The organism is Nocardia asteroides (assembly GCF_900637185.1).
Classification (GTDB): domain Bacteria; phylum Actinomycetota; class Actinomycetes; order Mycobacteriales; family Mycobacteriaceae; genus Nocardia; species Nocardia asteroides.
In genome coordinates this window covers 357,286-379,164 of sequence record NZ_LR134352.1, presented here as the reverse complement: position 1 = coordinate 379,164, position 21,879 = coordinate 357,286, and the positions used below count along the sequence as shown (strand labels likewise).

The window sequence follows — 21,879 nt, the reverse complement described above, 5'->3', positions numbered from 1 at the left end:
GCCCGGTGAGCCAACGGGAGTGGATCGAGAAGGACTTCTACAAGGAGCTGGGTGTCTCCTCCGGCGCCTCGCAGGACGAGATCAAGAAGGCCTACCGCAAGCTCGCTCGTGACCTGCACCCGGATTCCAATCCGGGTGACACCAAGGCCGAGGAGCGGTTCAAGGCGGTCAGCGAGGCCAACGCCGTGCTGTCGGATCCGGCCAAGCGCAAGGAGTACGACGAGACGCGCCGCCTGTTCGCGGGCGGTGGCGGGCGCGGCTACGGCGGTGGCGGGTTCAATCCCGGTGCCGCGGGCGGGTTCTCGCAGGACTTCAACATCGGTGACATCTTCGGCCAGGCCGGCGGCGCCGGCGCGGGTGACGGCGGGCTCGGCGATCTGCTGGGCGGGCTGTTCAACCGGGGCGGCGCGCGCGGCGCGAGCCGTCCGCGCCGGGGCGCCGATGTGGAGACCGAGACCACGCTGGGCTTCCGCGAGGCGGCCCAGGGTGTCACCGTTCCGCTGCGGATGACCAGTCCGTCGCCGTGTACGACCTGTCACGGCAGCGGCGCCAAGCCGGGCACCAGCCCGCGGGTGTGTCCGCACTGCAACGGTTCCGGCGTGGTCAGCCGCAATCAGGGCGCGTTCGGTTTCAGCGAGCCCTGTGACGACTGCCGCGGCACCGGGTCGATCATCGACGACCCGTGCACCGACTGCTCGGGCACCGGCATCCAGAACCGGACCCGCACCATCACGGTGCGGATCCCGCCGGGTGTCAGTGACGGACAGAAGATCCGGCTGGCCGGGCAGGGCGAAGCGGGCCTGCGCGGGGCGCCTTCGGGCGACCTGTACGTGACCGTGCACGTCAGCCAGGACAAGGTGTTCGGCCGTCAGGGCGACGACCTCACCCTGGTGCTCCCGGTGAGCTACAGCGAATTGGTGCTGGGGACAACTGTTTCCGTGCCGACGCTGGACGGCCGGGTCGGCGTGAAGGTGCCGCCGGGCACCGCCGACGGGCGTATCCTGCGGGTACGCGGTCGTGGTGTGCCCAAGCGCGGCGCGGCGGGCGGCGCCGGTGACCTGCTGGTCACGGTGAAGGTCGCGGTACCGCAGAACCTGGACTCCGATGCCACCGACGCGCTCAAGCGCTACCAGGAGGCGGAGAAGGCGGGTGGCTTCGATCCGCGTGCGGGATGGGCGGGTGCTTGACGATGTCCCGCGCATCGAGCTCAGCGCCCGGAGGAGGTAGCGCAGCGTGACCACGGAGGGCGTCGGGAGAGGCGCAAATCCGAATCCGGACCCGAAGTCCGCGTCGGGTGGGACCTCGCGTGCCGAGTTCTTCATGATCTCGGTGGCGGCTCAGCTGGCGGGTATGCACGCGCAGACGCTGCGCACGTACGACCGGCTGGGTTTGGTCACGCCCCAACGCACTTCGGGTGGCGGACGCCGATACTCGGCCCGCGACGTCGAACTGCTGCGCGAGGTGCAGCGGCTGTCGCAGGACGAGGGGGTCAACCTCGCCGGCATCAAACGCATCATCGAACTCACCAATCAGGTGGAGGCGCTGCAACAGCGCGTCGAGGAGATGAGCGCGGAGCTGGAGCGGTTGCGGGCGGGCTACCGGCCCGACCTGTCGCCGCCCCAGCGCAGTACCGCGCTGGTGGTGTGGCAGCCACGCCATCGGCGCTGAGTCCCACGATGCATCGGGCCCCCGGGTCCGTGTCCCGCTGCGGCGGACGCGGTCCGGGGGCCCGTTCGTCGGCCGGTCAACTGCCGGCGATCGGCTGGTGATTCTCCAGCAACCCATTTATTCGTGATCTTGTGTCCGGGTTGTCCGGCGGCAGGGCTGTGAGGTGGGGGTTTATCTCGGGACCATCACGGAAGTTTGCTGTCCGGACGCTGAATTCGGATCAAACGGAAGCTGTTTCCGCAGCGCGGACCCGGCGCTCCGACACACCCTCCCCGCGTGTCGCGGCACGGCGCGTCGGATTGTCGGGTGTCCGATCCGTAGCGGAAGGGTCGCTCTACCAGGCATGTTCGTGGATATTTGCCGTTTTTGCCGGGAAGAACAGTCAAGGGTCAGGTCATGTTTACCGGCCCTTAACGGTCTTAGGGTATGTTTCTAACTGATACTGATGAGTACCAGCTGGTTTTTCGAGAATTACATGCGTGATGTTTAAGAGTACGATTCCGAAGCTGGCAAACCTCGCCTAGACTTCTCGCATCGGCTGCTGACGAGTGTCCTCCCAGCCCGTCACTCGCCGGCGCGGCTAGCGTTCGATGGCGAAACGAGGTTGTGACACATATGGATTCGCGGACTGTCGCTTTGATCCGAACTACGTTCAAGGCGGTTGCTGCGGAAGACGGTGGGCCCGAGAAGCTAGCCAGGTCGTTCTACTCGATCCTGTTCACGGACTATCCCGGTATCCGTGACTACTTCCCGGCCGCCATGGACTCCCAGCGTGACCGGCTCGTCAAGGCGATCTCCTACGCGCTCGACCGGCTGGAAGAGCCCGACAAGCTGCTGCCCTTCCTGGCCCAGCTCGGCCGCGACCATCGCAAGTACGGCGTGCAGCCCGCGCACTATGTGGCCGTCGCCAACTCGCTGAAGTCGGCCATGCGCCAGTTCGCCGGCACCGAGATGTGGACCGACGAGGTCGCCAGCGCCTGGGACGAGGGCCTGGCCACCATCAGCGGTGCCATGATCAGCGCCGCCGACAAGGAGACCACCCCCGCGGCTTGGTCGGCCACCGTCGTCGAACGTCGTGAGGTACTGCGCAATCTCGCGGTCATCCGGGTCCAGCTGGAACAGCCCATGCAGTACGCGGCGGGCCAGTACCTCAGCGTGCAGGTGCCCGCGCGGCCCCGGATGTGGCGCTACCTGTCCCCGGCCAACCCGGCCAACGCCAACGGCGAGATCGAGTTCCACGTCCGCAGTGTGCTCGGCGGCTGGGTCAGCCCGGCGATGGTGTCGCACACCGCCGTCGGCGACCAGTGGCTGCTCGGCTCCCCGCTGGGCGGGCTCGGCGTGCCGCGCAACACCAAGCGCAAGATGCTGATGGTGGGCTGCGGCACCGGTATCGCGCCGCTGCGCGCGCAGATCATGTCGATGGCGCAGCGCCGGGTGAACCCGAAGGTCCACCTGTTCGTCGGCGGCCACCACCCGTGCGACCTCTACGACCTGCAGGTGCTGAGCCAGCTCGCCATGGCCAACAAGTGGCTCACCGTCACCCCGGTCAGCGAGAGCGACGAGAACCCCTGGTGGTACTACGATTCCGGCGAACCCCAGGCCGAGCTACCCGGTCTGGAACCGCGGATGACCGGCCAGATCGGCAAGGTCGTCGCCAGCTACGGCCCGTGGGCCGACCGTGACGTGCAGATCGTCGGCTCACCCTCGATGGTGCAGACCACCAAGTTCCGCCTGATGGCCGCCGGCACCCAGGCCAAGTCGATCCGGCACGACCCGCTGTTCTAAGCGCCCTCGGCGATGATGTTCGCCGGGGGAGTGCCGCCCGCGATCAGGCGATCCACCGTGGTGCGGACCATCGCCGGTGAACCGCAGACCAGCACCTGATGCTGATCGAACGGACCGTGCGCGGCCGCCACGTCGGCGAGGGTGCCGTGCAGCATCTCGGCCTCCGCGAAGCCGATGTCGACGCGGGAGTGCTCGTGCCACTCGTCGCGGATCGACGGGTCGTCGGGGCTCTCCACCACCGGAATCACCGTCAGCCACGGCAATTCGCCCGCCAGCAGGAACAGCATGTCCGAGGCGTAGAGGTCGCGCGGGGAGCGGCCGCCGTAGAACAGGTAGGTGCGGGGCGGGTTCTCCTGCCGGGCCAGGTCGAGGATCTGCGCGCGCATGGGCGCCAGGCCGGTGCCGCCCGCGATCATCACCACCTCGGCCGCTTCGGGATCGATGTGGAAGACGCCGTGCGGCGCGTTGATTCGCCACTGGTCGCCGGGCTTGGTGTCGGCGACGATCGAACTCGAGCACCAGCCGCCGGGCACCGTGCGCACGTGGAACTCCAGCTTGCCGTCCAGCGAGGGCGGCAGCGCCGGGGAGTACCTGCGCCGCACGCCGGGATGCTGCGGCACTTCCACCTCCACCGAACCGCCGGCGGCGAACGGCACGAAATCACCGATCAACCGGATCACGGCGAGGTCGTTGCGCAGGCGGTGGTGGCCGACGACGGTCGCCGTCCAGGCGGGATCGGGAATCTCGCTCATCAGTCTCTTTCGCGAAACGGGCGGTGCGGGAAGTGGTCTCAGCCGACCGGGTCGGCGGCGATGATCTGTGGTGGGGTGCCTGCCCGGATGAGGGCGCGGCGGGTGTCGGCGATCATCCGGGGCGAGCCGGCGATCTGGATCTGGCGGTCGGACCACGCGCCGAAGCTGGTGACCACCGCACCCAGGTTACCGACGAGCCGCCGGTGCATGCCGGTCGGTGAGTTGGCCGGTGCCTGCGGATACCACCACGGGTCGTCGCGTTCCTCGCACACCGGCACCACGGTCAGCCACGGGTTGGACTGAGACAGCTGCCACATGTTGTCGACGTCGTAGAGGTCGCCGGGGAAGCGGCCGCCGATGAAGAAGTGCACGCGCGGGTTGATCCCGCGCTGACTCATCTCGATGAGCTGGGCGCGCAGCGGCGCGATGCCGGTGCCCGAACCGATGAACAGCACGTCGCGGCCGGATTCCCGGTCCACGTGCAGGCCGCCGAGCGGGCCCGCGATCTTCCATCGATCGCCGACCTTGGTGTCGTTGACGATCGCCGGGCTCACCCAGCCGCCGCTGATCCGGCGCACGTGGAACTCGATCTCGCCGTACGGATTCGCGGGGATCGCGGGGGAGAAGTAGCGCCACATGTTCGGCCGCTGCGGCACCTGCACCGGCACGTACTGGCCGGCCTTGAACGGGATCGGCCCGTCGGCCTGCAGCCGCACGATGGCCAGATCGTCGAGCACCTTGCGGTGGCCCACCACGGTCGCGCCCCAGAACGGCTGCGACTTGTCCTCGTTCGCGCCGATCGCCATGGAGGCCGAGACCAGGATGGTGATGTCGCTCCAGCCCTCGTGCAGTTCCCTGGTCCACCGGTTGCCGTGGAAGGTGCGCAGCGCCGCGAGCAGCGCCCGGCCCGCCATGTCGTAGTGGTCCGCCTCGACCCCGTATTTGCGGTGGTCGCGGGCGAGTTGCTCGAGGAACTTCTGCGCGCGCTCGAAGTCCTCCAGGTTGTCCAGGACATACTGCAGCGCCGTGACCAGACGCTTGGGCATCATGTCCATGGCGGGCGGGAACAGCTCCCGTAACGCCGGGTTCTGCGCGAACAGGTGACCGTAGAAAGCGCTGATCAGCCGCTCAGGACCACCGGGCGTCTCGGACACCCCGCGGAAATCGGCGCGGACCAGCGCAAGCGAACGCGCATCCACGTCGTCAAGCTCCCTTTCCCTGGAATTGCTGCAATGTGGCCCCGCCTCGCGGCGGGCCCCGACTCCAGTATCCCTAAAAACGCCTCGTCGGGTGCAGGGATGCTCGTCACGGTCCCGGTCGCCGGACGGATCGTATGCCGCCGATCGCGGCTTGGCGCGCTGTCGCCGTCATCGATACCCGTCGGTGATCTTGTTCGCGTGCTCGTCGCCGCGGCCTACACTGCCACGACGAGGTGTGCGCAGTATCGATGCGGGAGCCTCGCGCTCGCCTGTAGCCACAGATTGTGCTTCGACAAGAGAACCGACCGCCCCTCCCTGGGGCGGGAGTGGACGATCGGCCATGTAGTTGCATATTAGCAGGGGGGGTTGAGTCATCAGTACGCGCTCGCTCGTCACCACCTACGGAAAACCGTTCAAGACACTTCCTGAGCAGGTTGGCCTGCTTCGGTCACGCGGCCTGGCAATCGCGGACGAGTCGGCCGCGAGGGCGCGGCTGTTGGCCATCGGGTACTACCGATTGAGTGGCTATTGGTACATCTTCCGCGAGCATGCCGCAGACTACGGCCCTATCCGGGAACATGACGCGCTGCGTGGCGACTTCTTTGTCGACGGAACCACCTTTGATCAGGTGGTCGATCTCTACGAGTTCGATCGGCGGTTGCGCCTGATCGTTCTCGACGGGATCGAACGAGTCGAGGTCGCTTTGCGGATGCGACTCGGTTACGTACTCGGCGAGACGGGAGCCTTCGCCCATCTCGATCCAGCGGCACTCGAACCGTCATTCACCGGATTCGACGAGCATCGGCCGATCGAGAGTCGATCACATTGGCTCGGTAGCGAGCACGTCAAGTGGTTGTCGAGGGTTCGCGCTGAAGAAGACCGGTCAAGGGAGGATTTCGTCGCTCATTTCAAGGCCAGATATGGTCTCCCGCTACCTATCTGGGTGGTAACCGAGCTGCTCACCTTCGGGAGCTTGGTGACGCTGGTCCGGGGGACGAAGCGGCTCCAGAAGAACTCGATCGCCGAGTTGTTCGGAGTGTTCGATGCGGACTGTGATGGTGACGGCGCCGCGCTGGTCAGCTGGATCGCAAATCTGGCGTATGTGCGCAACATCTGCGCACACCATGGTCGGCTGTGGAACAGGAACATGGTCGAGCAACTCGGCCGATTGGACGGTGTTCCCGACCTGGCTCATGCGGCAGGTCCGGCGCCGAAGTCGCGGATATATTCCTCGTTGGCAGTGCTGGCCTTCCTTACTGCTCAACTCGACCCCGCATCGACCTGGCGCAGGCAAGCCTTCGAGCTCGTCACAGTCGACTTCCGCAAACTCGGACTCCCCGATTCCCACCTGGGGTGCCCGAAGGGATGGGCGGCTGAAGCGCTCTGGTCACCGTCGTACGTTCCACCGGCTGACCCGCTCTCGAAGGAGCAGCGCGATACCTTACGTCACTTCGAGTGTATGTCCACTGCTGAGGTGGGTCTGGTGGTCGATACCAGCGACGTGCCGAAAAGAAGGGCTAGCGCGGTGCGGTACCTCCGATCTCGGGACGAGCTCATCGGCTTGCGGGTCGGTGGAACTTACCGATTCCCCAGCTTCCAGCTCGACGTCGACGGTGGGCAGGTGCACCCAGTTGTCCGACGCATCAATGTTGTGCTGAAAGCAAACGCGCGGCCATGGGAGGCGGCCGGGTGGTGGATCACGGCGAATCCGGGAATCGGCGGTGCGATGCCGGTAGCGCTGGTGCGATCGCCCGACGCGTCGCTGATAGCCGCCGCGGAGATTGTGGATTCGACTGGCATGCGCACAACAGCAGGAGCATTTCTGTCTTGAATCGCTGCGTTTGGCGGTTACTCGTACGGGTCGGTGATCGCACGTAACGACGTGAGGGCGGTGCGCAGGTCGGCGGCGGTGCGCGGGCCGAGATGCGCGATCCACTCCGATTCGACCAGTGCGGCAGCCTGGTTCGCGGTCTCGGCCGCGCCGGCGCCGCGCTCTGCGAGCCGGAGCAGGCGGGCGCGGCCGTCGGTCGGGTCGGGTTCGCGGCTGAGGTAGCCGGCGCGGACGAGTTGGTCGACGAGTACCTTCGCGGTCTGCTTGGTGACCTGGGCCTGGGTGGCGAGGTCGGTGAGGCGCGATCCTTCCGGCGCGATGCGGGCGACCAGCCGGGCCTGGGCCTGGGTGAGGTCGTCGAAGCCCGCCTCGGCCAGGGCGACGAGCACGCGGCGCTCCATCTCCCGGTACGGCACGAAGAGCAGGACTCCGAGGTTGAGCGCGTCGTCCGGCATGTCCACTCCTTGATCCGGTCAGCTTCACTGACTATATTAGTCAGAAAGGCTGACTAGTTGGAGGCCGGTCATGGACATCGATCAGCACTGGCGGATCATCGCCGAACAGCGGTACGCCATCGCGCGTCTGCTCGACACCCTCACCCCGGCCGAACTGGACCGCCCCTCGCTGTGCGACGGCTGGCGGGTCCGCGACGTCGCCGCCCATGTGGCGCTGGCCGCGCAGCCACCCGGCCCGGTCGGCATGCTCCGCGAAGCCGCCCGCGCCCGCGGCAGCTTCCACCGCCTCAACCACGACATCGCCGTCCGCCACGCCGACGCCGTCGCCGACCCGGTCGCCGACCTGACGGTCGTGGCCGAGTCGCGTCGCCTGCCCGCGGTCACCAACTACCGCAACATCCACTACGACGTGATCGTCCACGCCCAGGACATCGCCCGCCCCCTCGGCCACACCATCACCGTCGACCCCGCCGCCGCGGCCGTCGGCGCCGAGCGGGTGTGGACCATGGGCTGGCCGTTCTGGGCGAAACGGAAGCTGTCCGGTGTCCGCCTCGTCGCCGAGGACTCGTCCTGGACCGTCGGCTCCGGACCCGAGATCCGCGGCACCACACTCGATCTCCTGCTGCTGCTCACCGGACGCCGATCCGCCCTGCCCGCCCTCACCGGCCCCGGCGTCGCACAGTGCCGCGGGTGATTTCCCCGCGCCGTCGACGCGCGGGCTCGGGGTTGCCCAGACCGCCGATCCGATGAGTCAGGGGACCGCCGGCCGTTCCGGAAGTTCACCGGAGCATCCGAGCCCGTCGACCGAAGACGCCGGTGTGCACGCGGGACGCGCCCGAAACCGTCGGCGTGTGCGTCAGGGTGACGATTCCCCGCTCGTCGACAGCCCCCATTCACCACCGGTTTGCCATGATCCCCCGCCCCCATCCGCTCATGGTCGACCGACCTGCGCGCCCCCTTTCCGGGCCCCTCACCGTGATAACGTCCCTGGTCAAAGCAGTGACCGGCAGGAAGGGGCGGGGATGAATCGCGCGGTGACGGCGCTGGTGATCGCAGGTGTGGCGGTGGTGGGGGTGGCCGGGTGCGAGTCGGGGGAGACCTCGTCCCGGGGGGTGACCACTACGGCGAAGCCGGTGCTGTGGAATCCGTGCGCGGAGATTCCCGACGAGGTGTTGAAGGCGGCGGGGGTGGATCCGGGAACCGAGGAAGCGGGGTTGGGTGGCGTTCCGCAGCCAGGGTGGGAAATTTGTGGATGGTCGGGTCGCGAGTACTCGCTGACCGTGTACTCGACGAGCAAGTCGGTGCGGGACTTCGAGCAGAAGCCCGGAAACATCGACTTCACCGACGTCACGATCGCCGGTCGGCAAGGTAGGCAGTTCAAGGAGCAGGGTGATACCAGAAACCTCGACTGCGACGCCGTTTTCCCCGCTGCCCAAGGAGTCGTTCAGCTCCAGGTACTGAACTCGCCGCTGATCAAGGGCCTGGCCGACCCGTGCGACTACCTCCAGCGCACCGGTGCCGTTCTCGTGCCGACTTTTCCGAAGTAGCCGAGGGAGACGCGCGGTGGCGGAACCGAACCCGTACGGCCAGTTGCTCGGACAGGCGCAGGCCGGTGAGGTGTACCTCAATGACGATGCGGCGGCCTATCACATGTTCAAAGCCTGCGATCAGCGGCTGACCGATTTGCGCGACATCCTCGATCTCGCGCGCCGCACCCAGAACGTCAGCGGTTTCGGCGATTTCCAGATGGCGAAGGATCTGGAAACGAAGTTCCGGGCGCAGGCCCAGGGCGAGCCGAACTCGCTGTACGAGGTGGTGCTCGCCGATATCGAAGCGGTGCAACAACTTCAGGAGGTATTCAAGATCTCCTTCAAACACCTCACCGGCACCGATATCGAAAACGCCAACGCCCTCGACTACGCGGCGGGGCAGGTGTAGCGATGGTCAACCCCACCTCGCACCTGGCGAGCCTGGACTTCCTCTCGGTCTGGCGGCGCAATGTCAGCGACCTGGTCACCGGTAACGGCGAGGCCGAGGCGCCCGACGCGGCCGATGTCCAGAACAAGTACAACGACCAGCGCAGCACGATCCGCCGCGACGCCGACGGCATCGGGTTCGACGGCGAGTATCGCGGCAAGGCGGTCACCGGCGAAGACGAATTCGACAAGCCGAGCCTGTCGGAGCTGCGGACCAAGGTCGACGCGATCAATCTCGATACCGTCAACGGCCTGGTGGACGCCTGGAAGCAGGTGTCGACCCGCAACTCCACCTCGCTCGACGAATTCCGCAAGCAGATCGCGCGCGGTACGTCGCCGGATGTCTGGTCCGGTGCGGCCGCGGCCGCGGCGGCGGCGACCGTGGCGGGATACGACACCATCGGCAAGCGGGTGACGGCGGCGGCCGCGCTCACCAGCAGCAAGCTGGACGAACTGCGCACCGGTCTGGAGCCGACGAAGAACCTCGTGCCGTATCCGCCGGAGCATCGCAGTGGCGGCGCCAATCTGCACAGCTGGTTCGCCGGGCGTGGCTGGCGCAACGACGATGTCGCCGAACGGAACGCGAAGGCCGAGGCGGTCCGGGTACTGCGCACGGTCTACGCGCCGGTGATCCACGAATCCGATACGGGCGTGCCGGTGATCCCGGTGCCGAAGGCGGTGAACGCGACCGATCCCGGCACCGGCGGCGGCGCGACGCGACCCGACTCGGGTGGGCCCGCCTCGACCGTCGCGGGCGCCACCCAGCCCGAGACGACGGACCCGGCGACCACGAACCCGGCCGCTGTCGACGACGGCACGACCGACGACTCCGCCACCGACGACACGTCGACCGAGGACTCGACCACGGACGACTCGACGACCGACGACGCGACCACCCCCCAGTCGACCGTCCCGGCGTCGACCACCCCGTCGGGCACCACGCCCGGTTCGGGTGGCCCGGCCGGTTCCGGCGGCGGCGCTCCCGGCATGGGCGGCTCCGGCGGCGGTACACCGGGCGGCGGCACACCCGGTGGCGCGGTGCCCGGCTCGCCGTCGACCGGCGGCGCCGCGTCCGCCGCGGTCCGCGCGGGTGGTTCCGGCGCGGCGGGGCGGTCCGGGATGCCGGGCATGATGTCGCCCGGCGCCCGGGGCGGCGGCAAGGACGACGAGTCCACCAAGGGCATTCCCGACTACCTCGTCACCCAGGAGCACGGCGACGAACTCACCGGCCTGGGCGACCTGCCCCCGAATGTCCCGCCGGTCATCGGCTCGGATTAGGCGTTGATTGGCGATGCAGCAGAGTAGATCTCCCGTGTACACCTGGCACCTGACCGCCCTGGAGTTCCGCACCCTCTGGGAGGCGACGGGCCGCGACGTCCTGCCCTACCCCCTCCATCACTGCCATACCAGCGACTTCCGTGCCGATACCGATCGACTGGTCCGCAAGGCCGCCGAATCGCTGCAAGCCCAGTTCGACACCAACCTCGATTACGCGGTGGCCGCGCTGCTGGCCCCGCACGCCCGCGTCGAGGTGGCGGGGATGGCCCGCGGTACCAGGACGATCCGCGCGCACGGCGGCACCCGCGACGGGTACGCCGCCCTCGCCGTCCAGGCCCCGGGCGAGGAGGCCAACGCCGGCGACATCACCCTGCATCTGCTGACGCCGGACACGCTGGCCGCCGCCGTCCTGTCGACGTTACCCAAGGTCGCGCCCGGCAACGGCCGCGAAATCAAGGTCACCGCAGCCGAACTCGCGGCACCCCGCCCGCACGTCCGCGACGCCTGGAACCCCACCCCGCGCGAGCAACTCGAGACCTTCCTCGCCAAACCCACCGACACCCTCACCCACATCGGCGTCTACGCCCACGGCAGCGTCGACAACCGCCACACCGAGGGCCGCGACGATTTCCAGCTGCACGACCTCACCGGCGACGGCCGCTACGTCTTCTACGGCGAGGCCACCTTCATCGCCAAACCCACCACCCCCACCCGCCTCCACGCCACCCTCACCACCATGCTCACCACCACCGCCACCAAGGCCAGAGAAGGCACCTACCGCAACCACTGACCGGTCAGATGGCGAGGACGGTTTTGCCGCGGGCGCTGCCGGCGCCGAGGACGGCGGGGGCGGCTTCGAGGGGGACGGTGGCTTCGACGGGGACCACGACGTCGCCCGCGGCGACGCGGGACAGCAGGCGGGTGAGTTCGGGGCCGCGGCCCTTGGATTCGAAGTTGCCGCCGGTGATGTCGCGGGCGCGCAGGGCGGGTTCGTCGGCGGCCCAGGTGGTGGAGTAGGCGCGGCCGCCGTCGCGGACCAGGGTGGCGTGGCGGGCGAAATCGGCTGGGCCGCTGATCAGGTCGAAGAGGATGTCGATGCCGTCGGGGTGGGTGAAGTGGACCGCGTCGGTGATGCTGGAGTCGCGGTAGGCGGCGGGATCGGGGTCGACGACGTTCGGGTCGGCGGGCCGGGGCCGGGTGTAGTCGATGGTCTCGGCGGCGCCGAGGCGGGCCACCTGGTCGGTGGCGTCGCCGCGCGCGGTCGCGATCACGTGCCCGCCCGCGATATTGGCCAGCTGCACCAGGAACGAGCCGACGCCGCCGGTCGCGCCGACGATCAGCACGGTCTGGCCGGGCTGGATCTGCGCGGTCTCGACGAGGTCCTGCGCGGTCACCCCGGCGACTGGCAGCGCGGCGGCCGCCACCGAGGTGACGCCCTCGGGGATCGGTACCAGCGTGGCGTCCTCGGGCAGGGTCGCGTACTGCGCCCAGCTGCCGTGCCCGGCCGGCGCGGTGAGGAACTTGCCGACCACCCGGTCGCCCACGTTGAACGAGCGCACGCCCGGTCCGACGGCCGAGATCGTGCCGGCGCCGTCCACGCCGAGGATCATCGGGAAGTCGGTGGGCATCTTGCCCTCGAGGATGCCGTCGGCCATCTTGAGGTCGAAGGGGTTCACGCCCGCCGCGTCCAGGGCGACCTGCACTTCGCCCGCGCCCGGCTGGGGCACCGGCATATCGGCGAGTTCCGGAGTGGCACCGAACTTCTCAACCACGATCGCGCGCATCGGTCGGCTCCTCTTGTCGGGATGGTCCGGGCACGGCAATCCTAGGCGTCCACCCCTGCGACGTGCGGCGATTGATCGTCTTCGGTGGTGTCGCGGCGTAGCGTGAACAGCGATTCCGTGTCCGCGGGGAAAATTGTAGAGTTGAGCGGAACAGACTCAACTTTGTGAGCGTTGAACCAGTCGATACCGTCAGACACACCCGGAGGAGATCTGTGGACTCGTTCAATCCCACCACCAAGACCCAGGCGGCGCTGACCGCCGCCCTGCAGGCCGCGTCGGCGGCGGGCAATCCGGAGATCCGTCCGGCGCACTTGCTGGTGGCGTTGCTGGATCAGACCGATGGCATCGCCGCCCCGCTGCTGAAGGCCATCGGCGTCGACCCGGCGACGGTCGAGCGCGAAGCGGGCGACATCGTCGACCGGCTGCCGCGCGCGACCGGAGCGACCACCACCCCGCAGCTCGGCCGCGAATCGCTGGCCGCGATCAGCGCCGCCCAGCGGCTGGCCACCGAACTCGGCGACGAGTACGTCTCCACCGAGCATCTGCTGGTCGGTCTGGCCGACGGCGACTCCGAGATCGCCAAGCTGCTGCACCGGCACGGCGCCAGCCCCGAGGCGCTGCGCGAGGCCTTCACCAAGGTGCGCGGCAGCGCCCGCGTCACCAACCCCGACCCCGAGGCCAGCTACCAGGCGCTGGAGAAGTACTCCACCGACCTCACCGAGGCCGCCCGCGCGGGCAAGCTCGACCCGGTGATCGGGCGCGACACCGAGATCCGCCGCGTGGTGCAGGTGCTGTCGCGGCGTACCAAGAACAACCCGGTGCTGATCGGTGAGCCCGGCGTCGGCAAGACCGCCATCGTGGAGGGTCTGGCGCGCCGCATCATCGAGGGCGACGTGCCGGAATCGTTGCGGGACAAGAAGGTCGTCTCGCTCGACCTGGGCGCGATGGTCGCGGGCGCGAAGTACCGCGGTGAGTTCGAGGAGCGGCTCAAGGCCGTGCTCGACGACATCAAGAACAGCGCGGGCGAGATCATCACCTTCATCGACGAGCTGCACACCATCGTCGGCGCCGGTGGCACCGGCGACTCCGCGATGGACGCGGGCAACATGATCAAGCCGCTGCTGGCCCGCGGCGAGCTGCGCCTGGTCGGCGCGACCACCCTCGACGAGTACCGCAAGTACATCGAGAAGGACGCCGCGCTGGAACGGCGCTTCCAGCAGGTCATGGTGGGTGAGCCGTCGGTGGCCGACACCATCGGCATTCTGCGCGGCATCAAGGAACGCTACGAGGTGCACCACGGCGTGCGGATCACCGATTCCGCGCTGGTGGCGGCCGCGACGCTGTCGGACCGCTACATCACCTCGCGCTTCCTGCCCGACAAGGCGATCGACCTGATCGACGAGTCGGCCTCGCGGCTGCGCATGGAGATCGACTCGCGCCCGGTCGAGATCGACGAGGTCGAGCGCGCGGTGCGCCGGCTCGAGATCGAGGAGGTCGCGCTGGCGAAGGAGACCGACGAGGGCTCCAAGCAGCGGCTGGAGAAGCTGCGTTCCGAACTCGCCGACGACCGCGAGAAGCTCAACCAGCTCACCACCCGCTGGCAGAACGAGAAGAACGCCATCGATTCGGTGCGCGGGCTCAAGGAGCAGCTCGAGGCGCTGCGCGGGGAGTCCGAGCGGGCCGAACGCGACGGCGACCTCGGCAAGGCCGCCGAGCTGCGCTACGGCCGGATCCCGGCGCTGGAGAAGGAGCTGGCCCAGGCCGAGCAGACCAGCGGCGCGGCCGCCGACGGCGACGTGATGCTGAACGAGGAGGTCACCCCCGACGACATCGCCGACGTCGTCTCGTCGTGGACCGGCGTGCCGGTCGGCCGGATGATGGAGGGCGAGACCGCCAAGCTGCTGCGGATGGAGACCGAGGTCGCCGGACGTGTCGTCGGCCAGGAGGAAGCCGTGCAGGCGGTGTCGGACGCGGTGCGCCGGGCGCGCGCCGGGGTGGCCGACCCGAACCGGCCGACGGGCTCGTTCATGTTCGTCGGACCGACCGGCGTCGGCAAGACGGAGCTGGCGAAGTCGCTGGCGGACTTCCTGTTCGCCGACGAGCGCGCCATCGTCCGCATCGACATGAGCGAGTACAGCGAGAAGCACTCGGTGGCCCGGCTGGTGGGCGCGCCGCCCGGATATGTCGGCTACGACCAGGGCGGTCAGCTCACCGAGGCGGTGCGCAGGCGGCCGTACTCGGTGGTGCTGTTCGACGAGATCGAGAAGGCGCACCCCGACGTCTTCGACATCCTGTTGCAGGTGCTCGACGAGGGCAGGCTGACCGACAGCCAGGGCCGCACGGTCGACTTCCGCAACACCATCCTCATCCTGACCTCCAACCTGGGCGCCGGTGGCGACCGGGAGCAGGTGATGGAGGCGGTGCGGCGCGCGTTCAAGCCGGAGTTCCTGAACCGGCTCGACGACGTGGTGATGTTCCACGCGCTCGACGCGAAGCAGTTGGAGTCGATCGTCGACATCAACCTGCGGCAGCTGCAACAGCGGCTGGCCCAGCGGCGGCTGACCCTGGACGTCACCGAGGAGGCCAAGCAGTGGCTGGCGGTGCGCGGCTACGACCCGGCCTACGGCGCGCGGCCGTTGCGCAGGCTGATCCAGCAGGCCATCGGCGACAGCCTGGCCAAGGAACTGCTCGCGGGCGCGGTCACCGACGGCGACACGGTGCGGGTGGACGTAGACGACGCCACCGACAAACTGGTCGTCGGACGCGAGGCTGCGCACAGCTCGTGAAATATCCACAGCGCGGTGCGTAGGGACCTCCCAACGCACCGCGCTGTCCTACGCTGGAGCTCATGACGAACCCGAACGATCCGTGGGGGCAACGCCCGGAGGATTCGCCGACCGAACGGTTGGGTTCGCCGGGCATGGACTCGACCAAGCCGTACGGCGGTGGCGGGTTCGACGAATGGGGGCCACCGTCGAACCCGACCCAGGCGTTGCCGCCGCACGACGCGCAATGGGGTGCCTACGAAAGTGGTTATCCCGCAGCGCAACCACCTCCCCAGCAGCAGCCACCCGGCTACGGCCAGGGGTATCCGGCCGGGCCGCCGCCCGGCTACCCACCCCGCCCGCAGGACGGTGACCAGGGCGAACCGCCCAAACGACACACCGGCCTGTGGATCGCGCTCGGGCTCGGTGTCCTGGCGTTGATCGCCATCGGCGGCGTTTTCGTCGGGCTGGTGCTCAGCGGTGACAAGTCCGAGGACGACACCGCGTCGGCGCCGACGACCAGTCAGCTGGTGGTCCCGCCGACCAACCGGCAGACCACTCCGGTCGTGCCGCCGAGCGCCAGCGGCCTGCCCGGGCTGCCCGGCCTCGGCGGCGGCGACGATCTCGGCGCCACCATGGGCAGCATCACCGCCAACACCGGCACCGAGATCACGATGAGCACCCTCGGCGGGTCGACTGTCCGGGTGCTGATCGACGATGCCACCCAGGTGATCTCGCTGACCAGCACGAAGGCGGCCGAGCTGCCCGTCGGCGACATGGTTATGGTGCAGGGCGACAAGAACCCCGACGGGTCGATCCACGCCAAGATCATCATCAGTACGGCGTTGCCGGGCGGCCCCCGATGAGCGACCCGCGCGTCGATAGCCCGGCACTGCCGGGCAATCACGGCGACGGCTGGATAGGCTAGGCGACGATGACGGCTATGTGGTTCGGGTTAGCGGCGATCGCACTCGTGGGTGCGGTCGTACTGCTCTATTTCGATCGGGTCCAGCGACAGCGGACCGGGCACGCCCGCCAGGTCTGGGCGAAGTCCCAGGGCTACACCTACGTTTCGGTCGAGCCCGCGCTCGCCTCGACGTGGCGTCGTGGCGCGCTGGCCAAGCTCGGTTACCTCTCCGCGGTCGACGTGGTGTCCGGAATTCGCAAGGGCGAGAAGTTCGTCCTGTTCGATCTGGAGGACGCGGCGACCCTGGTGGCCGTGCGTCGCCAGATCGGGTCCGAGATCGATGTCGACATGCGGCTCAAGACCGCGTCGCCGCCGAAGGACCACGATCTGGAACTGCTCGGCGCCATCGGCGACCGGGTGGTGTTCGCGACCGATCCCGAGATCGCCAGGCACGCGGTCGATCAGCGCATGGTCGGCTTCATCGAGTCGCTCAGCGACACCGTGCAGATGCTGTGGAGCGAGGGCAACTGGACCCTCGGCATGCTGCCCGTCGGCAGCGGTGCCAAGGAGTGGGAGACCGCGATCGACGCGGTGCTGCGCCTGTCCGGTCTGCTGCACGTGCTGCCGCCGGTGGCCGAGCCGAGCGAGTACACCCGCACCCGCTCGAACGCCGATGTGCCCCTCGGGGAGGGCCTGCGCCCCGACTACGACGAGGACGACCTCGACGACGAGCGCGCCGCCGACTTCGAGGAGCGCGGCCGCGCCCGCTTCCCCGGCCCCGACGACGAGCCGGAGTTCGACTCCTACCGCGCCGAGCCCGGCGCCCCCGGTTCCGCGGGCGGCCGCATCGAGCCCGAGCACTTCGACAGTCGCGGGACCAGCGGCAGGCGCTCGGTGCCCGCCGACTACGACCCCGATCTCGACGACCCCGATTTCGAGGACCAGCCGGCTCCCGGCCGTCGCCCGCTCGGCGAACCGCCGAAGCGCCCGTCGCTGGCCGTCGTCCCGGAACCGCGTCCCCGGGTCGAGCCGCCGCGCTCGCCGGTGGAGTCCGACGAGGAATCGGAGTCGGGTCGGCCCGGCGGCCCGTTCCATCCCGGTTTCCGCCCGTACCAGGGGCCGGTGCCGAAGTAGTCCCGTGCCGCGGCGGTCGCCGCGGCATCACCCGCCGAGCGGAATAGACCTGCGATGACCGATAGTCCCCTGCGCCTGCCCGGCGTGCACCGTCCCGTCGCCATGATCACCGGACCCACGTCCGGCATCGGGCAGGGTTTCGCCCACCGCCTCGCCGCGCTCGGCTACGACCTGGTGCTCGTGGCCAGGAACGAGGAGCGGCTGCGCGCCCTCGCCGACGAACTCGGCCGCCGCTACGCCACCTCCGCCGAGGTGCTGGTGGCCGACCTGGCCGACGACGACGATCGCGCCCGCGTCGCCGAGCGTGCGGCGGCCGGCCTCGAATTCCTGGTCAACAATGCCGGTTTCGCGCATTCGGGGGAGTTCTGGACGCTCGAGCCCGCCGAACTGCAGGCGCAGCTCGACGTGAACGTCACCGCGGTGCTGCAGCTGACCAGGGCCGCGCTGCCCGCGATGATCGCGGCGGCGACGGGGTCGATCGTGAACGTGGCGAGCGTGGCCGGGCTGATTCCCGGACGGGGGTCGACCTACTCGGCCTCCAAGGCCTACGTCGTATCCTTCTCGGAGGGGTTGGCGGGTGGATTGGCGGGCACCGGTGTCCGCATCCAGGCGCTGTGCCCCGGGTTCGTGCGCACCGAGTTCCACGAGCGCGCGGGCATCGAGATGAGTTCGACTCCCCAGCGGATGTGGCTCGACGTCGACCAGGTGGTCGACGGCTGTCTGCACGATCTGGACGCAGGCCGGGTGATCAGCGTGCCCGGCGTGCAATACAAGGTGCTCACCGCGGTGGCGGGATTCGTCCCGCGGACCCTGGTGGCCCGCCTGAATCGCGGACTCTTCAACGCGCGTGGCCGGACCTAGGGCGTGAGCTGGGCCTCGGACGCGGCGCGTAGCGTTAGCACCGGCCCGCTCATGACCGAAAGGACACGCAAACGATGATCGACCAGGCACGTCAGGCGCTCACCGAGGCGGATCGCGACCAGCTGGCCGCGCTCGTGCGCGAGCTCGCGGTCGTGCACGGCAAGGTGACGCTGTCCTCGGGCAAGGAGGCCGACTACTACGTCGACCTGCGCCGCGCGACGCTGCACCACCAGGCCGCCCCGCTGATCGGTTCGCTGCTGCGCGAGCTGGTCGCCGACTGGGACTTCGACGCCGTCGGTGGACTCACCATGGGCGCCGATCCGGTCGCGATGGCGGTCATGCACGCGCCGGGCCGCCCGATCGACGCGTTCGTCGTCCGCAAGGCCGCCAAGGCGCACGGCATGCAGCGCCAGATCGAGGGCCCCGACATCGTGGGCAAGCGGGTGCTGGTCGTCGAGGACACCACCACCACGGGCAACTCCCCGCTCACCGCGGTGCGCGCGCTGCGCGACGCCGGCGCCATCGTGGTCGGCGTCGCGACGGTCGTCGACCGGGAAACCGGCGCTGACCAGGTCATCGCCGCCGAGGGGCTCGAGTATCGGTCCATCCTCGGTCTCGACGACCTTGCTCTGGGTTAGCCTGAACAACGCCAAACCTGGACGACGATGTGGTGGTCCGGTAAGTCTGAAGGACGTGTGAGTCACCTGTGGTGAGCATTGCAGTTAACAAGAGTCGTGACAACGTTGCGATGCTCGGGATCGGCGCGTACCGACCGCAGCGCATCGTCAGCAATGCCGAGGTGTGCGAAGTACTCGACTCGACGCCCGAATGGATCTTCGAGCGCACCGGTATCCACAACCGGCGCTGGATCAGCGGTGACGAGACCATCCGTTCCATCGCCGCCGCCGCCGGTGAGCGCGCGCTGAACAACACCCCGATCGACCGCGCGAAGATCGGCGCGGTCATCCTGTGCACCTCCAGCTGGCTCAAGCTCACCCCGCACGGCGCGCCGTCGGTGGCCTCCGATCTCGGCCTCAACGGCGTGGCCGCGTTCGACCTCACCTCCGGCTGCGGCGGTTTCGGCTACGGGCTCGGCGTCGCCGCCGACCTGATCCGCGCCGGTTCGGCCGACTACATCCTGGTGATCGGCGCCGAGACGATGACCGTGGGCCTCGACCCGACCGACCGCGGCACCGCGATGATCTTCGGTGACGGCGCGGGCGCCGTGGTGGTCGGTCCGGCCGAGGAGAACGGCATCTCGCCCACGGTGTGGGGCAGTGACGGCGAGAACGCCGAGGCCATCGCCCAGGACGTCGACTTCCTCGCGTACATGAACAAGGCCCAGGCCATGCAGGGCACCGACCCCGAGGTCGAGCCGATCGGCCGGATGTCGCTGCACATGGAGGGCCCGAAGGTCTTCCGCTGGGCCGCGGTCACCCTGCCGCGCGCGCTGTCGGCGGCGCTGGACGCCTCCGGCGTGGCCAAGGAGGACATCGAGGTGTTCATCCCGCACCAGGCCAACGCCAGGATCAACGAACTGATGAAGAAGAACCTCGGCCTGGCCGAGGGCATCCCGATGGCCAACGACATCGAGAACACCGGCAACACCTCGGCCGCCTCGATCCCGCTGGCGATGGAGGAGATGCTGGTGACCGGCAAGGCCAAGGGTGGCCAGCTGGCGCTGCTGCTCGGGTTCGGCGCCGGGCTGAGCTACGCGGGCCAGGTCGTGGTCCTGCCGCCCGCGCCCAAGGAAACGAGCTTCTGACGTGCGACCGCTGCGCGCGGGCTATCTCGCGGCGGCGGCGGTCACCGTCTTCGGTGCCGTCACCGGCCGCGAGCGGCTGCAATGGCTGAGCAAGCCGCTGCTGATGCCGCTGCTGGCGGCCGACACCGTCACCAGCGGGGTCGAGCTGGACCCGGTCGAGCGCCGGATCCTGCTCGGCTCGCTGGCCGCGGCCACCGTCGGTGACGTACTGCTGATCGACCCCGACGACGATCGCCGGCTGATCGCGGGCGCGTCCTCGTTCGCCGTCATGCAGACCGGCTACTCGCTGCTGTGGTGGCGGCGCGGCGCCCGGCCGAAAGCCGCGATCGCCGCGCCGCGCGTGCTGGCGTGGGCCGGTGCGGCGGGTTTGCTGCGGGCCAAGGCGCCGGTCCTGGCCGTCCCGCTGACGGCCTACGGCGCCACCCTCGGCACCGCGGCCACCCTGGCCTCGGACCCCGATCTCGCGCCGGGGACCAAGAACATCGCGGGCCTGAACATCCCCGGCGGCGACCCGCGCAGCCGGCTCGGTGTGGGTGCGCTGCTGTTCACGGTCTCCGACGGGCTGATCGTGCTGCGCAGGCTGTTCGCGACGAGCGAGCGGTCCCGCCGCGTCAGCGAGGGCGTCATCCTGGCGACCTACGCCGCAGCGCAGTACCTCCTCTCCGCGCCTTTTGGCCAGGCTCAGGCGCAGAAGCCGTAGCGCCGGCCGCGTCGCGGTGACATAGGGCTTACCTGGACGTAGTTCCGGCGCAACACCCGCCGCGCACGCTTCGAGGATGACCGGGCAGGTGCAGTTCATCGAGGTGCACGGCTATCGTCGTGCGTTCCGGATGGCCGGGTCGGGGCCGCCGTTGCTGCTCATCCACGGCATCTCCGACAGTTCGGGGACCTGGTCGGCGGTGTTCGACGGGCTCGCCGAGCATTTCACCGTGCTCGCGCCGGATCTGCTCGGGCACGGCGATTCGGCCAAGCCGCGCGCCGACTACGCGGTCGCCGCGTACGCCAACGGGATGCGTGATCTGCTGAGCGTGCTGGGGATCGAGCGGGTCACCGTGGTGGGGCATTCGCTGGGCGGCGGGATCGCGATGCAGTTCGCCTACCAGTTCCCGGAGAAGGTGCAGCGGCTCGCGCTGGTGTGCCCGGCGGGGATGGGCGCCGGGGTGCATCCGGCGTTCCGCCTGGCCACCCTGCCCGGCGCGGGCCCCGGTCTGCTGGCGCTGACCAGCTGGCCGGTGCGCACGGCGGTGCGCGCCGCGATCCCGGTGGTCGATGTGCTGGGCGGGCTCGGCCTCGGCCCGGACGCGGACTACGTGCTGCGCCTCTACGGGCACCTGTCCGACGACGGCGCCCGCAACGCCTTCCTGCGCACGATCCGTGCCGCCGCCGACCGGCGCGGCCAGTCCATCACCATGCTCGACCGCGGCTACCTGGCCGCTCACCTGCCGACCCTGATCATCGGTGGCACCCGCGACACCGTCATCCCCTCGGCCCACGCGGCCAGAGCGCACCGCGCCTTTCCCGGCTCGCTGCTCGAAATCTTCGACGGTGCTGGGCATTTCCCCCATCACCACGACCCCGACCGCTTCGTGAAAGTCATGCGCGCCTTCGTGGACTCCACCGACCCCGCCGTCTTCGACCCGATCCGGTGGCAACGCACCCTCCGCCGCGGCCGCCCGATAGTCGGCCTACCCTCATCCAACGCGGCCCCGGGCTGACCCC

At 69.2% G+C, this 21,879-nt stretch carries 21 protein-coding genes; 17 read left to right on the top strand and 4 right to left on the bottom strand.

From position 1 onward, the window contains the following. Positions 1-5: 5 nt before the first annotated feature. From dnaJ to EL493_RS01955, 3 genes are all read left to right on the top strand, one after another. Positions 6-1,187 (top strand): molecular chaperone DnaJ, encoded by a 1,182-nt coding sequence (gene dnaJ, locus EL493_RS01965; protein ID WP_030201415.1) that lies wholly within the window; start codon positions 6-8, stop codon positions 1,185-1,187. A 133-nt stretch (positions 1,188-1,320) separates the two neighbouring features. Next, a complete protein-coding gene (locus EL493_RS01960) occupies positions 1,321-1,668 on the top strand; it encodes a heat shock protein transcriptional repressor HspR (RefSeq protein ID WP_051719453.1) in 348 nt (115 codons plus the stop codon). Positions 1,669-2,283: 615 nt separating this feature from the next. Beyond that, positions 2,284-3,453, top strand: a complete 1,170-nt coding sequence (locus EL493_RS01955; protein ID WP_019049765.1) for a globin domain-containing protein — start codon at positions 2,284-2,286, stop codon at positions 3,451-3,453. Here the strand turns inward: EL493_RS01955 and EL493_RS01950 are convergent. Together EL493_RS01950 and EL493_RS01945 are read right to left on the bottom strand one after the other, a co-directional pair. Further along, positions 3,450-4,205, bottom strand: a complete 756-nt coding sequence (locus EL493_RS01950) for an FAD-binding oxidoreductase (RefSeq protein ID WP_019049764.1) — start codon at positions 4,203-4,205, stop codon at positions 3,450-3,452. The two genes, EL493_RS01955 and EL493_RS01950, sit on opposite strands and share 4 nt — an antisense overlap. A 38-nt stretch (positions 4,206-4,243) precedes the next feature. Continuing rightward, complete coding sequence (locus EL493_RS01945; protein ID WP_019049763.1) at positions 4,244-5,404, bottom strand: FAD-binding oxidoreductase; 1,161 nt, start codon at positions 5,402-5,404, stop codon at positions 4,244-4,246. A gap of 496 nt (positions 5,405-5,900) precedes the next feature. On the opposite strand from EL493_RS01945, the gene EL493_RS01940 reads away from it, so the two are divergent. Then, positions 5,901-7,235 (top strand): Abi family protein, encoded by a 1,335-nt coding sequence (locus EL493_RS01940; protein ID WP_019049762.1) that lies wholly within the window; start codon positions 5,901-5,903, stop codon positions 7,233-7,235. A gap of 17 nt (positions 7,236-7,252) precedes the next feature. Here the strand turns inward: EL493_RS01940 and EL493_RS01935 are convergent, their stop codons facing one another. After that, entirely contained in the window at positions 7,253-7,690 is a 438-nt protein-coding gene (locus tag EL493_RS01935; RefSeq protein ID WP_019049761.1) for a MarR family winged helix-turn-helix transcriptional regulator, read from the bottom strand. A 70-nt stretch (positions 7,691-7,760) separates the two neighbouring features. Between EL493_RS01935 and EL493_RS01930 the strand changes: the two genes are divergently transcribed. The 5 genes from EL493_RS01930 (at position 7,761) to EL493_RS01910 (ending at position 11,734) form a co-directional block, all read left to right on the top strand. Then, positions 7,761-8,384, top strand: coding sequence for a maleylpyruvate isomerase family mycothiol-dependent enzyme (locus EL493_RS01930; RefSeq protein WP_019049760.1), 624 nt, complete (start codon positions 7,761-7,763; stop codon positions 8,382-8,384). Between the two features lie 340 nt (positions 8,385-8,724). After that, positions 8,725-9,237 carry a DUF3558 domain-containing protein gene (locus tag EL493_RS32145; protein ID WP_170211470.1) on the top strand — a complete coding sequence of 171 codons (513 nt, stop codon included), beginning with the start codon at positions 8,725-8,727 and terminating at the stop codon, positions 9,235-9,237. 16 nt (positions 9,238-9,253) lie between these two features. Continuing rightward, entirely contained in the window at positions 9,254-9,628 is a 375-nt protein-coding gene (locus tag EL493_RS01920) for a hypothetical protein (RefSeq protein WP_019049758.1), read from the top strand. Between the two features lie 2 nt (positions 9,629-9,630). Then, complete coding sequence (locus EL493_RS01915) at positions 9,631-10,944, top strand: hypothetical protein (protein WP_019049757.1); 1,314 nt, start codon at positions 9,631-9,633, stop codon at positions 10,942-10,944. A gap of 34 nt (positions 10,945-10,978) precedes the next feature. Beyond that, positions 10,979-11,734, top strand: coding sequence for an ESX secretion-associated protein EspG (locus EL493_RS01910; RefSeq protein WP_019049756.1), 756 nt, complete (start codon positions 10,979-10,981; stop codon positions 11,732-11,734). 4 nt (positions 11,735-11,738) lie between these two features. On the opposite strand, the gene EL493_RS01905 is transcribed toward EL493_RS01910, so the two are convergent. Beyond that, positions 11,739-12,728, bottom strand: a complete 990-nt coding sequence (locus EL493_RS01905) for an NADP-dependent oxidoreductase (RefSeq protein ID WP_019049755.1) — start codon at positions 12,726-12,728, stop codon at positions 11,739-11,741. Between the two features lie 212 nt (positions 12,729-12,940). Here EL493_RS01905 and clpB point away from each other — a divergent pair, with 212 nt between their 5' ends. The 8 genes from clpB (at position 12,941) to EL493_RS01865 (ending at position 21,875) form a co-directional block, all read left to right on the top strand. Continuing rightward, positions 12,941-15,514: an ATP-dependent chaperone ClpB gene (gene clpB, locus EL493_RS01900; RefSeq protein ID WP_019049754.1), complete on the top strand. Its 2,574-nt coding sequence runs from the start codon at positions 12,941-12,943 to the stop codon at positions 15,512-15,514. A 62-nt stretch (positions 15,515-15,576) separates the two neighbouring features. Next, complete coding sequence (locus EL493_RS01895) at positions 15,577-16,359, top strand: DUF5666 domain-containing protein (protein WP_022565645.1); 783 nt, start codon at positions 15,577-15,579, stop codon at positions 16,357-16,359. 107 nt (positions 16,360-16,466) lie between these two features. Then, on the top strand, positions 16,467-17,534 hold the full coding sequence (locus tag EL493_RS01890; RefSeq protein WP_232017270.1) for a type III secretion system chaperone family protein: 1,068 nt from the start codon (positions 16,467-16,469) through the stop codon (positions 17,532-17,534). A gap of 54 nt (positions 17,535-17,588) precedes the next feature. Further along, complete coding sequence (locus EL493_RS01885) at positions 17,589-18,395, top strand: SDR family NAD(P)-dependent oxidoreductase (protein WP_019049752.1); 807 nt, start codon at positions 17,589-17,591, stop codon at positions 18,393-18,395. Positions 18,396-18,469: 74 nt separating this feature from the next. Further along, positions 18,470-19,033: an orotate phosphoribosyltransferase gene (gene pyrE, locus EL493_RS01880; RefSeq protein ID WP_019049751.1), complete on the top strand. Its 564-nt coding sequence runs from the start codon at positions 18,470-18,472 to the stop codon at positions 19,031-19,033. Between the two features lie 68 nt (positions 19,034-19,101). Beyond that, positions 19,102-20,160 carry a beta-ketoacyl-ACP synthase 3 gene (locus EL493_RS01875; protein ID WP_022565643.1) on the top strand — a complete coding sequence of 353 codons (1,059 nt, stop codon included), beginning with the start codon at positions 19,102-19,104 and terminating at the stop codon, positions 20,158-20,160. 1 nt (position 20,161) lies between these two features. Further along, positions 20,162-20,860, top strand: a complete 699-nt coding sequence (locus tag EL493_RS01870; protein ID WP_019049749.1) for a lysoplasmalogenase — start codon at positions 20,162-20,164, stop codon at positions 20,858-20,860. A gap of 76 nt (positions 20,861-20,936) precedes the next feature. Continuing rightward, positions 20,937-21,875, top strand: coding sequence for an alpha/beta fold hydrolase (locus EL493_RS01865; protein ID WP_019049748.1), 939 nt, complete (start codon positions 20,937-20,939; stop codon positions 21,873-21,875). Positions 21,876-21,879 lie beyond the last annotated feature (4 nt).

What these genes read in the sequence shown, in the direction of transcription:
- EL493_RS01960 (WP_051719453.1), top strand. Translation starts at nt 1,321, where the DNA reads ATGATCTCGGTGGCGGCTCAGCTGGCGGGTATGCACGCGCAGACGCTG.
- EL493_RS01955 (WP_019049765.1), top strand. Translation starts at nt 2,284, where the DNA reads ATGGATTCGCGGACTGTCGCTTTGATCCGAACTACGTTCAAGGCGGTT.
- EL493_RS01950 (WP_019049764.1), bottom strand. Translation starts at nt 4,205, where the DNA reads ATGAGCGAGATTCCCGATCCCGCCTGGACGGCGACCGTCGTCGGCCAC.
- EL493_RS01935 (WP_019049761.1), bottom strand. Translation starts at nt 7,690, where the DNA reads ATGCCGGACGACGCGCTCAACCTCGGAGTCCTGCTCTTCGTGCCGTAC.
- EL493_RS01930 (WP_019049760.1), top strand. Translation starts at nt 7,761, where the DNA reads ATGGACATCGATCAGCACTGGCGGATCATCGCCGAACAGCGGTACGCC.
- EL493_RS01915 (WP_019049757.1), top strand. Translation starts at nt 9,631, where the DNA reads ATGGTCAACCCCACCTCGCACCTGGCGAGCCTGGACTTCCTCTCGGTC.
- EL493_RS01905 (WP_019049755.1), bottom strand. Translation starts at nt 12,728, where the DNA reads ATGCGCGCGATCGTGGTTGAGAAGTTCGGTGCCACTCCGGAACTCGCC.
- EL493_RS01895 (WP_022565645.1), top strand. Translation starts at nt 15,577, where the DNA reads ATGACGAACCCGAACGATCCGTGGGGGCAACGCCCGGAGGATTCGCCG.
- EL493_RS01885 (WP_019049752.1), top strand. Translation starts at nt 17,589, where the DNA reads ATGACCGATAGTCCCCTGCGCCTGCCCGGCGTGCACCGTCCCGTCGCC.
- pyrE (WP_019049751.1), top strand. Translation starts at nt 18,470, where the DNA reads ATGATCGACCAGGCACGTCAGGCGCTCACCGAGGCGGATCGCGACCAG.
- EL493_RS01865 (WP_019049748.1), top strand. Translation starts at nt 20,937, where the DNA reads ATGACCGGGCAGGTGCAGTTCATCGAGGTGCACGGCTATCGTCGTGCG.